Raw genomic sequence first — 14,618 nt, 5'->3', positions numbered from 1 at the left:
AGCCTTAGATTTTTCTCTCTCTAAGGCTTTTTGTAAACTATTTAACCTGCCTCAACAACTCAAAATCCTCTTCCAGGCCGTAACTATAGGTCTGATAATCATTTCCTGAAGGATAGACTTTAACATTGTACCATTTACCCGGATCTACCAGTCCCGGCAAAGGCATATTGTGGTGCGGTCCCAGTAAATTTTTCAGGCTTCCGATCACTTCTACCTCAATACGGTTGTCACCCTTTTTAAGATAGGGGCTTATCTTTAGCTCATTGGGTTCTGAGCTGATAATTCCAGCCAGCACACCATTAACTTTTACTGCAGCAACTGTACCGTTCCACTTTTTCAGTCTGAGAATATACTCCATTCCTGCTTTTTGAACCTGGAATTTCTTTACGTATTTAATGCCTTGCCCATATAACGGTAGCCCCTGTTTATTCCATGGACCGAATCCAAGTGCTTGCGGGGGCACCAGTTTCCAGCCCTTGGCAGCCGGAACAAGGTTAAAATCACCCAGAATATATACCGGTTCTATCTCTGCATATACACGCATAGGCGAAACCGATAAGGCCAGACTGTTTTTACCTGGTTTGAGGTATTTACCGATTTCAAAAACACCAAAAGAGCGGTCGAGCCACCATTCACCTTTCAAGGCATTTATCTTTACTCCGTTTACCGATACACTCTGCCAAAGACCAGGTTGTTCTACTACGGCACGGCAGTGCTTCAGGTTAACATTTCCTGCCAATTCAAAATGATAAGTTGCCGTATATCCGGTTCCTACAGAAAAAGTGTCTCGGTCAACTATCTTATTTTTAAACTGCGTACGATTATTCCAGGGGTTACCCACACCATCTTTAAACCCGAAATGCTTAAAGGCGGTATTAGAAGCTACGCCAACATGCAGATCCCGGTATGCGGTATCGGGCCGTTTTAATTCCAGATCGCAAAAGTCTATCATCAGCGAATTCTCAGCAGGACGGATAACTTTGGCGGGGTTTGTTTTTACAAGAGTTTTAGGAAGTACCGGATCAATTACCTTAAAACCTGCCTGTTTCTTATCTGACACAAAGACCATCAGACTGCCTGCTGGCGGGATATCAAAGTCGAACTCCAGCTTACCTTTATCCTCTTTGTCAGGATAATCCCGTATTTCTCCGCTAAACAGGTCCATAACCAGTGCATCTTTACCCTTAAGCACTACCTTACCTTTAGATATCTCATCCATACTTGCATTGGAAAGAAAGACGAGCTGTCCATCAGATAACTGCCTGCGCTGATAGTAAAGGTTACCGCCTATCCCCTGGCTGCTGGTAGCAGATATTTTGAAATCTGCAGGCAACAGATGTTCCCTGATGATCTGCTTTTGCGCTGCATCCCTAACCCGCAGCACATTTGCTTTATCAGTCGCAAAAAACTCATCCGCAACACCGGAATTCCCATCCACAAAGGCAGGTTTTTCAAACAGAATTACTTTACCACCCTGGCTAACGTATGCTTTTAACAGGTTAAACGTAGGGGCATCAATATTGTCCATACCCGGGGGGATAATTACAGTATTGTAGGCACGCTGTCCGATAATGAACTTTCCATTTTCAACTTTCCCCTGATCTTTGATTATATTTTCGCAACCAAGGTCGTACTCTATATGTTCCTTTTGCAGGGTGGTCACAAAATCGTTAAAACTTTTCCCGATTTCAAAGAAGCGCTTGTTTTCCTTGCCCCTGAAATAATACATCCAGGCAGAAGTTGTAGGTTCCATAACCAGTACTTCATTTTTTTGCTGACCACTGGCCAGGCATAGCGACAACCGAGCAAAATACTGGTTCAGCGTTTTATAAAATGGCCACCAGGGTTCATGATAAGAAAAACTTGGCGGATAATCGTATTTTCTGGCCCCGGTAATGGTCATGAACGAAAGGTGCTGATTCATAAAATTCACCCCCAATACAAACTCCCAGTCGGCCAGGCGCTTCATGTCTTTAAATGTAAGTTCCCAACCTCCACCACCATATGTTTCAGAGAGTGTACGCTGCTTACCCAACTGACTGGCAACACTCCCTAACTCTTTAACAGCCCTGATGTTACCAAACTGAACCGGCTTTTCTTCATTATACTGGTTAAACAACATATCTATTCCCGGCATCTGGTGCCAGGCGTACATGGCCATATTGTCGGGACCATGATATGGACTGGGCCAGCCATGTTCCCAGTAATGTCCTGTCCAGATCAGGTTGTGCCGCTGTGTATAATTAAACATCGGTTTAGACCAGCGATCTATAAACAACTGTAACAGCGTCTGATAATAGTTATGTCTAACTTTTCTCCAGTCCCCTGTTTCCTCAAACAGCGATGGCAGGTGGAGGCTCAGGTCGTAACCCCATTTCTCTTTGAAATGGGCAAACAGATCCGGCGTCCAACGTACACAATCCTTCCCCTCATTAATAATGGTCGGCTCATCAGAAAAAATACCCGGAACAGTTTTGCCAAACTCATGACCTGCAACTTTTTCATATCCTTTGAAGGTAACATCCATAAACTTTTGGGTTACACCTTTGGCCATCAGATCTACATAAGAGGAACCAATAGGACCTGCTACTGTACCCCGGTTTGACTTTTCGTAATTCACTTTTTTGAAAATCCGGTACTTCCCCTTTTTGCCTTTCTCTGCCGACAGGCTTGAACTTACATCGACATATGCTCCGTTTACTGCTTTCAACGCAATGAAAATATCTGTGTGGCTATCCGGAAGCTGGTCAACCTCGCTCATATAAAGCATCTGTCCCTGGTTGTACGATTCCGGCATCTGATCTGGGACCAAGCCGCCGCCAAAACCAGTAGGATACGAGTTCTCGTCATAGATCCATACCTTCAGTCCCAGCTTTTTACCCAATTGCATGGTGTAATCAAATAGGCTAAACCATTCTTCTGACAAATATTCGGTGATCAGCCCGGGTCTTGGATGAACGATTACTCCGCCAAAGTCGTTTTTCTTATAGTCGAGCATCATCGAATCTATAAGCTTCCTGCTTACCTTAGCATTCCAAACCCAAAAAGGCGTTGTACCATATGCTTCAACAGGGTTTTTAAAGGTCTTTTTCAAGACTTCAAAACTGCTGGGGTTGGTCTGTTCATCTCTTAGCTGAAAGCCGAGTAGAAGAAACAGGCCCACAGCCAGAATAAGGGTTAATAGTTGTTTTAATTTCATTTGTGTGTTTTCTTTAATTGCTATTATCCAATGTAATGTTGGTGACTACGCTCCTTCTGCCTGAGGGCGAAATCACAATTATTTTCAATATCCTTTTCTTTCCCTCCGGAATATCAAAGGTTACTGGTCCCTGATATTCATGATCTGCATCGCCGGGCAAGCGGTTGTTCAAGGTGTAATATATTTTCGCCCCGGCCATTGGCACCTTCAAGTCAAAGTGAAAATGCTTTCCGGTAAGGGTAGTGTCGGTATAGACAAAAGGTGTGGGCACCCGGTAATTGTAGCCCGCTTTATCCAGTTTTTCAAGATGCTTCGGCAAGGTAACTTCAGCAAAACCTTTATAATCTTTATTGTATTCCTGGCTCCATGCGGTCTCTGCCAGCGCAAACATTCTTGGAAATATCATGTATTGCAGTTTGGAAATAGAAGGGATATTTTCAGTCCATATACAACCGGAAACGCCCATGATGTGCTTTTTATCTTCTTCGTTCAGTCCTTCATATTCAGGATTGTAGCCATAGGCTTTCCAAACCGGTGAAAAACCGCCGTGGTTGATGGGTTCCATATCCGAACGACTCTGCGCATAATCAAAATACAAACCATTATTTCCCGGTGCCAGAACAATGTTCAGCTTTCTCTTTAACTGGGTTATTGCCCCTTTCTCTCCAAAACGGTTCATTATGGCAACCTGGTCATTCAGCCCTCCATCCAAGATCTCATCCCAGCCAATTAGTTTTCTGTTTTTTGAACGGATGATCTTGTTCAATCTGCTGGTAAAATAGTCCTGCAGTTCATGGGTACTGCCGATATTCATTTTTTTCATGAAGGCCTGTACACCTGCATCTCTCTCCCAAAAACCCTTATAGCACTCATCGCCGCCTATATGTATGTATTCATAAGGGAACAGGGCTGCTACTTCTGTAAAAACCTTATCCAAAAACACATAAGTTTCTTCACTTGTGGGGTTAAGTGTATTGTCTATATACATTTCAAATTTCTTATCAGGGAACCATTTGGCAAAACTGCTACCCGGGCTTACCTTGATGCTGGTGTCCTGTGTGCAGGAAAGATGTGGATAGGCTGCAATTGCAGCCATAGAATGGCCCGGAACGTCTATTTCGGGCATCACCTGGATGTTTCTTTCTGCTGCATACCTGATGATCTCCCGTACCTCATCCTGGGTATAAAAACCTCCATCGGTTGCCTTTTCCCCTGGCCGGGGGGCCTCCATAGCACCAAAGTCGCCATTACGTGGCACCCTAAAAGCCCCCACCTGCGTAAGCTTTGGAAGGCTTTTAATCTCTATTCTCCAGCCCTGGTCGTCGGTTAAATGCCAATGAAAACGATTTAACTTATATTGCGACATCATATCGAGCAGCTCTTTAATCTGAGCCACGGAAAAAAAATGACGCGATACATCAAGCATCAAGCCTCGATAAGCAAACCTTGGGTAGTCTGTAATGTTCATGCAGGGCAATCTTAGGATTTCGGCAGCTTCAATGGGAAGCAACTGGATCAGTGATTGCATCCCATAAAACAGTCCCGCCTTTTTTCCCGTTATCACTATAGCTTCCGATGTAATGTTTAGCTTGTAGCCTTCATCAGGCAAATCATCAGCCCCTTTGCTGGTAAACCGTATGCTGTTCCGCTTACTTTGTACCCTGCCAGATTTGCTCCGAGCAGAAAGATATGCTTTAAAAATCCGGACAATGGGTTGTGCAACCATATCATCTGTTGTGATGATCGTCTGGTCATTAAATACAAATTGCCCCTCATGTTTTTCAATCTTTGCCGGTGCCGGGATAATAGTGGTTCTGATGTCACTATCCTGCGCTTTTGCAAGGGCAAATACGAGCAGAAGGGACATAGATATACATACCCTCTTTATAGTTGATCTCATATAATTTAAAGATTAATAATTTACTATGAATGGATAGCCCCTAATAAAGATCGGTTACTGATAATTGCTGTTCAGCAGCTTAACTTTATAAAAACAGGCTCCATTTACCACCCTTGTCCCATCTAACTGCCCTTTGGAAGAATAAAAATCCACCGTACTCGTACTCCAGTCATTCAAACCGCAATTCATAATGGGTCGCGGATTTTTATTGTAGTCCGGTCGGGTCAACACAATTTGTCCACTAAGCTGGTTAGCCATCCCTTTTACAAAAGTGAGGCCTGCTGTTGGTGCAACCGAAAAGGTCTTTGTGCTTTTGTTGTACACATATTCTCCACCATTGCTGGTTACCCAAAGCAGATTGTTATCGCCAAAATATGGAGATATTTCGTGCCCCCAGGATGATGGAATCGTTGTTCTCCAGGAAGCAATTTCCGTAAGTTCAGGCATGGCATCTGTACCGCTAATGGCAAGAGCAGTGAGGATATGTGCTTTGGTTGTGGCATGCTGACCTGTAACCCAAAGTACATTCGTAGTGGGATCCCACAAAACCGCATGTGCAGAAATCAAGGGATACTCAGCATAATATTCCTGATCAGGACCTTGTGAGGAGGCATAAAGCCTTACCCAGCCTCCATCGGATGCTGCAATGGCGATATTGCCATTTGGAAGCAATTCTGCCGAATGAAGGTTCCCGCTAAGGCGCTTTGACCATTTCCGCTGACCGGAAGGGTATTCAACAATAGCGGCAAAACTGTTATCTGTAATGGCTGCATATTCGGCATTGTTCCATACCGGTACTTTTCTGAGTTTAAAATCCGTACCTCCGCCAAAAGTATTGACATCGGCAGTCACAAAACCAAGTGAAACCGTAGGGGTCCAGGACCATTTCTTTGCTTCGGCTGAATTCCAGTTTTCCACTGTAGGGTCATAGATCTCAATTTTTCTACTGGCATCATTGGTCAGTACCGTCAGAAATCCTGCAAAAGCCTCAGGCGGCTTGCTCACAAAAGGAGGCGTAACAACTGGTGGTTCTGTAGTATTATTTTTACCGCAGGACCAGATTAGTCCTGCGGTAAAAATGGCACATAAGATCAGGTTTCTTTTCATACTAACATAGTTATTGTCCGTATCCTTCATTTTGCGTTAGTTTATCATTTAGCAATATTTCTGCATTAGGTATCGGAAAGAGCAGACGTTCTTGAACGACATTGTAACTTCCGGACTGCAGGTAACTGTATAGCAACTTTTGCTTAACACCAAAAGCATTCATTACTGTAATGGCATTTCCTGTTCGCACCAAATCCAGCCAGCGTTTATTTTCGAAGGCCAGCTCTACCCTTCTTTCTTTCAGGATAACTGCCCTCAATACGGTCTGGTCTGTGCTTGTAATATTAGCCGTAGCATTACCGAAAGCCCGGTTTCTTACAGCATTCAGATAAGGTAAGGCTTCGCCGCCTTTATTTTGCTCGATCAGGCTTTCGGCTAGCAACAGTAAAGTTTCAGCGTAACGGTAAACGGGCCAGTTGTCATTCGTTTGCCCGCCAATGGTATGGGCATGCAGAAATTTCTTCGGAAAGGGACGGCCCACTCTGCCTACCGGTGCGGTATACCCCACTACTGATTTTACCCCGGTTGCCGTAAAATCATCCGTTGCATTGAAAGTACCCTCTGCAATAGCTATGCTGGCGTCCAACCGCAGGTCGCCAGACTCATAAGAACTGATCAGATCCTGGGTAGGTGTATTGTAGCCTCCAACCGTAGTGACGTTGTTGTAATTTACCCCTGTCACCACTGTAGAGTTAACCATCCGCGGTAAAAAATTATAAATGGAAGCATCTACGTTAGCCTGCGGCACTGCCAGAGCTGTATTGAACTGTATCTCAAAAACAGATTCTTTTCCATTTTTATTGGCTAGCTGAAAGGCATCGCTATAATTCGAGAACAGGCTATAACCCATTGTCGTTACCTGTTTTAAGGCCAGCTCTGCCAGGTCATACTTTTTTAAGTTGATGTAAACATCACCAAGCAATGTCAAAGCCGCACCTTTTGTTGCACGACCTGTTTGAGGAAAAGTCGGGCCTACCAACATCGTCGCAGCATCGGTGGCATCAGCAATAATCAGGTTATACACTTCCTGAACTGAGGAACGGGGAACATAGGTTTCTGCTCGTGTAAGGGGTGCACGCGAGTAAATAGGCAATGCGCCATAGTATCGCACCAGATCAAAATAGGCTAAGGCACGGATAAATTTAGCCTGGCCAAGGATAGCATTGCGGCTGGCCTCGGGCAAAGTAATGTCATCAATATGGTCTATAATTACATTTGCTGCCGAAATCGTATTGAAACCTGCATTCCATTTGGGCGGGGTCTGGTTGTTAAATTTATCGTCCAGAAAATCAGCAACAGCACAACGGTTAACGGTAGCAACGGCCTGATCTGATGACTTATAATCGTAATGTGTGTTATCAGATCGCATTTCGCCCATAGTCCAGGCACTTTTGCTGTTGTAAAGCCCACGCAGTTGATTGTAAGCGCCATTGACAGCCAGAGTAAAGTCATTTTCGCTTTTAAAATAGTTACCCAATGTGATGTTGTTGGGGTTGGTTTCGTCAAGGAACTTTTTACACGATAGTTCCATAAAACTCAACACTATTATGATGAAGTAAGTAATCTTTTTCATTTTAATCGGTTTTTAAAGGTCCAGGTTTAAACCAAACGTAAAGGTCCGTTGAAGTGGATAGGCCCCCAGGTCCTGCCCCTGCTGGGTTACAAATGCAAGACCTCCGGCACTTACCTCCGGGTTGCCAGGGTAACTGGTAAAAATGTAGGCATTCTGCACAGAGGTATATATCCTCAGGTTTTTGATGTATGGTGTCCTCCACTTTTTAAAGCTATAACCAAGTGCAACGTTATTGATGGTGAGGTGCGAGGCATCGTAAATAAACAAGGTATTGTCTGTACGGTAAGCTCCTGTGGTACCCGCTAAAGTTCGTGCAACCCTGCCATTTCCAGGATTTTCTTCCGACCGCCAGCGGTCGAGCAGTTCCGGAGGCCCGTTAAATACCCCATCCAGGTTGTAAGTACTTTCCTGCATACCGTTTTTCAATTTGTTTCCATAGGTACCCGAGATAGCTATGCTCAAATCAAAGTTTCTGTATTGAAAGTTATTGCTCAAGCCAAAAATAAATTTCGGGTTGGGATCACCAATCACTGTCTGATCTTCCGGATAAGTAATCTTTCCATCGCCGTTTAAATCCTTAAATCTGACTGTTCCGGCGCGGGAAAGCGTTGTTGTACCCGTACCATAATATTTAGGGCCCGCATCAGCTTCGGCCTGGTTCCTAAAGATCCCGTCAAATATATAACCATAGAACTGACCAACAGGCTTACCAACCAGCGTCCGATAATCCGTAAATTCGTTGAGCGTAGTTGTAGGCGAATCTGCAAACGAAATATTGTTCAATCCAATCCGTTTAACCGTGTTCCTGTTAAGGGAAATATTGACACTTGTGTTCCATTTAAAACTACCGGTCATGTTTTTAGTGCTCAACACGAATTCATGCCCCCACTGGCTAATATCGCCCAGATTATCCTGCACTGTGGCAAAACCAGAAGATTGTGGCACAGGAACAGAAAACAATAAACCCGATGTCAGCTTATTGTAGTAGTCGTAAGTGAAACTGATGCGGTCATCGAACAGTCCCAGGTCAAGCCCTGCATCAAACTGCTTATTACGTTCCCAGGCTAGATCCTGATTGCCCAGGCTGTTTTGTACTTTTCCCGGGGCCAGGCCACCTGAAAAAACATAATTGGCGTTACCTATACTGGCTGCAGTAGTATAATTACCGATTTCATTCATTCCGGTTAATCCATAACTAGCCCTTAATTTCAGAAAACTTATTTTTGGTACATTCTTCAGGAAATTTTCGTCACTCACAATCCAGGCGGCACCAACCGACGGAAAAGTACCCCATTTGTAATTGTCGCCGAAACGGGAGGACCCGTCTCTTCTTAAGGTGGCCTGTAAGATATAACGATCTTTATAACTGTAGTTTAACCGGCTCAATACAGACATCAGAGACCAGGCGTTAAAGCTTGAAGTGTTGGTCGTAAAACGTGTGGCTGCACTTAAGTAGGGGATCTTATCGTCCGGAAAGTCACGGCCTACCATGTCGCTTGCCAAACCGGTTGAGCGTTGAAGACTAAGACCACCCAGTAATTGCAATGAATGTTGTCCAAAACGCTTTTGATAAGTAAGCGTGTTTTCATTAAGCCAGGTATAGTCGCTATTGCTCAATGTCTCCCCCAGTGCCGTATTGTTACCTGGCGGAGGGTTTTCAATAGGCAAAGCATTAAAACCACCTATAGAGGTAGATGGGATAAACCTGTTGCGGGCCATATTTCCAATATCGGCGCTTCCTGATGCCCTAAAAGTAAAATCATTAGTAAGTTTTATTTCTGTAAATACATTAGCCAGTACACGGATCCTGTTGGCATCATCCTTTACTTCCAGCAACTGCCGGAGTGGATTTGCCCAAACAAACTGATTGGTAAAACCTGAGATACCCAATGCCAGTGAGCCATCTGGATTATAGGGCGACCCCATAGTAGGCATCATCGAAGCGGCCGCAAATATATTCCGCTGGCCGTCAACATTAAATCCGGTTCCCTGCCTGATGTTGTGTTCCAGCTGGATAGATGGTGCTACACCAAAACCGATTTTGATGCTTTTGTTTAAATTGATATCTCCATTGGCCCTTAAAGAAAACCGCTTGTAACCTGTATTTTTAAGTATGCCCTGCTGATTGAAATAGCCGCCTATCAAACTAAAAGACGATTTTTCATTACCCGTATTGATGGAAAGGCTATAGTTTTGGACCGGGGCATTCCTGGTCAATACATCAAACCAGTCTGTGCCTACGCCATATTGTTCAGGGTTTTGATATACTGCAGGTACGGCACCGGTAAAACCTTCATATTTGATCTTGTCCTCATAAAAGCCCTTCATGTAGGTGGCCAGCTGGTTCGCATTCATTACAGGAGGGATGAGTTCTTTCATGAGGGAAGCAACCCCATAATAAGAATTAAAATTGATTTGCGTAGCGCCAGCTTTTCCTCTTTTTGTAGTAATGATGATTACACCATTTGCCGCCCTTGAGCCATATAAAGCAGTTGATGAGGCATCCTTCAGAATCGTAAACGACTCTATCTCATCAGCGTTGATGTTATTGATGTTATCGGGATTTGCCGGCATGGGCTGCCCATCTACTACAATTAAAGGCCTTACATTGGTACCTAATGACGCTGCGCCACGTACACGCAGGTCCATACCCTGCCCGGGGCGACCCGTTGTTTGTGCTACCTGGGCGCCAGGCAGCTTTCCACTGAGCCGTTCGGCAAATGTCCCGGTTGGCTGGTCTTTGATATCTGAGGCTGACAGACTTGCAACAGATCCCACCAGGTTCCTGGCCGTCTGTGTTCCATAAGCCACTACTACCACCTCGTTCAATGCGGTGTTCGACTCTGTTAGTTGTACATCTATATTGGTCCTTCCTTCAACTGGAACCTCCCTTGTGGTAAAACCCATAAAAGAAAAAACTAGCGTGCCGGATAACTCCGGTATAGTTATGGTATACTGCCCTTCCCGGTTCGTGCTTGCAGCTCCGGAAGAAGCACCTTTCAGCTTAACCGACACCCCGGGCAATGGCTGTCCTTTGGTATCCGTTACGATCCCTTTTATAGTCACAATTTTTAATTCAGCGAGTTGGGCGCCTGTGATTTTCCTGACTACAATCATGTTATCTATAAAACTGAAAGACACCTTTTGTCCTTCAAAGCACTTCTCCAGCACAGCTGTCAGTGGACTGTTTTTAACATCTAAGGTAATCCGTTTGGTTTGCTTGATAATATCTGCATCACATAAAAAATCAAAACCGGTTTGCTTTCGTATTTTACTGAAAACCTGCTCAAGCTTCGCATTTTTTTCTGACAATGTTACCCGCTGGGCAAAGCCACTGGCGCTTACCTGCAGCAAACTAGTGAGGAGAAAAAAAACTATTAGTTTCATGATCAAGATTAGTTTATAACCCCTGTAACATTTTATATTACAGAGTTCATAAGGATAAATTTCCATATCTTTGAATATTAGGTTGGTTTAATAATTTGTTCGATCTTATTATAATGTCTCTAAAGGCAATGATCACCTAAACCGCATTTATGCGGGTAAACCGGGGGCGCTGCAATCGCTCCTGGTTTTTTAGATAATTATGCTGAAATGGTGTATCGCTATTTCATAACAATTATCCTCCTTTCTTTTCCTTTACCATTCAGATTCTCCATTTTAAAGCGTACCACTCCGGTGAGTTCCAGGCGTCTTAAAACCTCTGATACATTTTTGAAACGTGACACGGTACCCCATAAGGCCTTATCCTGCTGGTTATCCTCATAAACAACCGTTACATCGTACCAGCGGGATATTTTACGCATGATGCTCTCAACAGGTTCATTGGCAAACATAAAATATCCGTTCTTCCAGGCTATGACCTGCTCCGTATCTATATCATTATTTAGTGCAATTGCTGCCCCCTTCTCTTCCAAAATTTCGGCTTGTTGCCCCGGCTTCAGCACAACTTTTTCTGCTCCACTGTTTACTTTAACCGCCCCTTCAAGTAAAGTAACTTTACTAGCTGCTTCGTCTTTATAGGCCATAATGTTGAAATGGGTGCCCAAAACCTCTACCGCTGATTTACCATAATTCACAACAAATGGCTTTGCCTTATTTTTAGCGACTTCGAAATACGCTTCTCCGCTGAGGGTCACTGTGCGGCTATTTCCGGTAAACTGTGAGGGGAATGACAATTTGCTATCAGCATTTAACCAGACATGGGTTCCGTCAGATAAAATTACCTGGTAAGTCCCCCCTTTTGGAGTAGCTGCTGTGATCAGTTCACTGGCTGCAATGCCCTTGGCTTCGGTCCCCATCCCCACTACAGTGCCATCATTGTATTTTAATTTTTCCTGGTTGATGAAGACTGCTTTCCTGGCGTCGCTGAGTTGTACGACTGTTCCATTTGAGAAGGTTAACATAGCCGTATTTTTACCAGGAGGAATGTCTGTTTGGGTTACAATCTGTAACTGGGCCTCTATTGTTCGATTCTGATAAAACCATAATCCCGCAGCCATGGCAATCAGGATGGAAGCAGCTACTGCAATACGCACTAGCCAGCTGATTTTTGCCCCGCCATGTAACTTGTGTCTATTGCTTTCCGCTACTACTCCAAATTTATCGTTTAATTTTTTGAGTATCCTTGCTTCCAGCACCGATTCAGTTGCGGCAAAAGAACCCGGAATGTTTAATGGTGCATCAAGATTTGCAGTATACCAATTATTAAACTCTTTGAGCTCGTCTTCGGTAATGGTATGGTCCAGCCATTTCGAGGCTAGGTATCTATATCTTTGTAGTTCTTCCGAATGTTCCATTTCTTAGGGGCCTGTATTTATAGTATCCATCCTAAAATGAAAATCCCTTAGTTACATTCAAAAAAAAATTATAATAAGGTCAAAAAGAACTGATTAAACCTTGTTCGTAAAGTTTTTATCGCCTTTCCCATATGCGCTTCAACTGTCTTTTCAGAAATATTGAGTTCTTCGGCAATTTGTTTCTGGGACATGTTTAGGTTTCTGCTCATGCTAAACACGAGCTGGCACTTTTCGGGCAGTTCAGAGATGTACCTGTCCAGAATTTCTTTCAGGTCCAGGAACTCCAGCCATTGCTGGGTCGAATCGTCCAACACATTACTGGCAATACTTTGCGTATATTTCTGTTGATGATACTGCTTATCCAGTATTTTAATGATCCAGTATTTTACAGAGGTAGTTAGATAGGCACCCAAAGTAGTAGTGATGATGATTACCGCTCTTCTGTTCCAGAGCGACATAAAAATATTCTGTACCACTTCCTCTGCTTCTTCCAGATTGCCCAGCTTTTTTCCGGCAATGTAAAACAGTTTTTTCCAATACCGATGATAAATCTCGGTAAATGCAGCATGGTCTCCCTCTTTAAGCAAGGCAGTCAATTCCTCTTCAGTAAATTTGCCGTAGGTAGCCATGGGTCTTATATCTCGCTTAATACTATAAAGATAAAGTTGCAGAAAAATTCCGCAATTAAGCAAGCCGTTATATATTAACTTTATATTAAGGGAAATTGTAAGTCCGGTCTATCCAGAAAAGTGTTTTTTTAACCTCATTAACAAGAGATTAAGGCATAAAAAAACCGGAGAAAAATCTTTAGAAAATTTTACTCCGGTAGTATGCTCCCCGTCAAACTAAATAAAAAAATATTTATGTTTTGAAGAAAACAGCAAATCTGAGACTAAGGCTTCCCTTTAAAAATCTCTTCGAGTTTCTTTGAAAGTTCCTCTCCGCGAAGGTATTTCGCAATGATCTTACCTTCCGGATTAATCAGAAAATTCATTGGTATTGCTTTTACTTCATACAGCATTCCGGCCTCATTGTCCCATCCTTTCAGATCAGCCACCTGTTTCCAGGTCAATTTATCATCTTCGATTGCCTTCAACCATTTTGCTTTGTCACTTGCTTTGTCCATCGACACCCCAAGGATCTCAAAACCCTTTGATTTATATTGATCGTATGCCTTCACCAAGTTAGGGTTTTCCCTTCTGCAAGGTGCGCACCAGGAAGCCCAAAAATCAATCAACACATATTTACCACGGTAATCTGATAGTTTCACCATTTTCCCATCCACATCCGGCTGGGCAAAATCAGCAGCTTCTACACCTTCCAATGTTTTTTTCGCAGTAGCAATCTTGGCACCTACCTGTTTTCCCAGGTAAGAAGTTCTTATATTCTCATTAAGGCTAAGAAAAATCTTTTCCATGGCCAATACATCAAACTCGGGGCCCAGTAAAGAACTAAAAGCCATCAAGGCCATATGTTGATTCGGATTCTTCTCAATATAAGATAGTTTAGCATCCAGTATTTCCTTTTCAATCGCTTTTGCACGTACCTCTAAGCTTTGAATATAGGCCTGATCCTGCTTTTTTGCTTCCGGCTGTTCTCTATACTCATTGTTCAATGCTTCATATTTCCCATAGATAGGCTTAAGATATGCCGTTACCTTATCATTTTCAGCATTCAGAGCTGAACCAGTAATCACCGCCTTTGAGATCGAATCTTTAGCTGTAACGCTAATTGCCTCATTGGACAATAGTAAAGGTTTTACATCATAAGTCGACATCTTTGAAGGATGATCCGGTGTAGCATCGTGTCTCACACGTAAATGAGCCTCCATTGGCGAATCCATCTTCCCTTTAAACTCAAATTTCCCGTTTACAATCTGTGTAGAATCAAGATCAACCCGATCTGTATATCTAACCAATAAAAAAGCTTTTGCGGGCTTGTTCAACTTACCTATCTGTCCTTTAATGGTATATCCGGTCTGTGCAGCAAGACACAAAGGTGCCATTCCCGCCAATAAACATAAAATTGTCTTTCTCATTT

8 protein-coding genes are annotated in these 14,618 nt (G+C 43.4%); all 8 read right to left on the bottom strand.

Annotated elements, in window-relative coordinates:
* Positions 1-37: 37 nt before the first annotated feature.
* The 8 genes from BLS35_RS15430 to BLS35_RS15395 all read right to left on the bottom strand — a co-directional run bounded on the left by BLS35_RS15430 (position 38) and on the right by BLS35_RS15395 (position 14,616).
* Positions 38-3,199: a glycosyl hydrolase gene (locus BLS35_RS15430; RefSeq protein WP_090782594.1), complete on the bottom strand. Its 3,162-nt coding sequence runs from the start codon at positions 3,197-3,199 to the stop codon at positions 38-40.
* A gap of 13 nt (positions 3,200-3,212) precedes the next feature.
* On the bottom strand, positions 3,213-5,099 hold the full coding sequence (locus BLS35_RS15425; protein ID WP_090782592.1) for a beta-N-acetylhexosaminidase: 1,887 nt from the start codon (positions 5,097-5,099) through the stop codon (positions 3,213-3,215).
* Between the two features lie 54 nt (positions 5,100-5,153).
* Entirely contained in the window at positions 5,154-6,236 is a 1,083-nt protein-coding gene (locus tag BLS35_RS15420) for a DUF6528 family protein (RefSeq protein ID WP_090782590.1), read from the bottom strand.
* Positions 6,217-7,779, bottom strand: coding sequence for a RagB/SusD family nutrient uptake outer membrane protein (locus BLS35_RS15415; RefSeq protein ID WP_090782588.1), 1,563 nt, complete (start codon positions 7,777-7,779; stop codon positions 6,217-6,219). The genes BLS35_RS15420 and BLS35_RS15415 overlap by 20 nt, the downstream gene beginning before the upstream one ends.
* 12 nt (positions 7,780-7,791) lie before the next feature.
* A complete protein-coding gene (locus BLS35_RS15410; protein WP_165973310.1) occupies positions 7,792-11,166 on the bottom strand; it encodes a TonB-dependent receptor in 3,375 nt (1,124 codons plus the stop codon).
* A 218-nt stretch (positions 11,167-11,384) separates the two neighbouring features.
* Positions 11,385-12,578, bottom strand: a complete 1,194-nt coding sequence (locus tag BLS35_RS15405; protein ID WP_090782584.1) for a FecR family protein — start codon at positions 12,576-12,578, stop codon at positions 11,385-11,387.
* A 68-nt stretch (positions 12,579-12,646) separates the two neighbouring features.
* A complete protein-coding gene (locus tag BLS35_RS15400; RefSeq protein WP_090782582.1) occupies positions 12,647-13,207 on the bottom strand; it encodes an RNA polymerase sigma-70 factor in 561 nt (186 codons plus the stop codon).
* A gap of 263 nt (positions 13,208-13,470) precedes the next feature.
* Positions 13,471-14,616, bottom strand: coding sequence for a TlpA disulfide reductase family protein (locus BLS35_RS15395; protein ID WP_165973311.1), 1,146 nt, complete (start codon positions 14,614-14,616; stop codon positions 13,471-13,473).
* Positions 14,617-14,618: the final 2 nt, after the last annotated feature.

It is taken from the genome of Pedobacter sp. ok626 (assembly GCF_900100435.1).
Taxonomy (GTDB): Bacteria; Bacteroidota; Bacteroidia; order Sphingobacteriales; family Sphingobacteriaceae; genus Pedobacter.
This window is presented reverse-complemented; position numbering and strand designations above follow the sequence as displayed.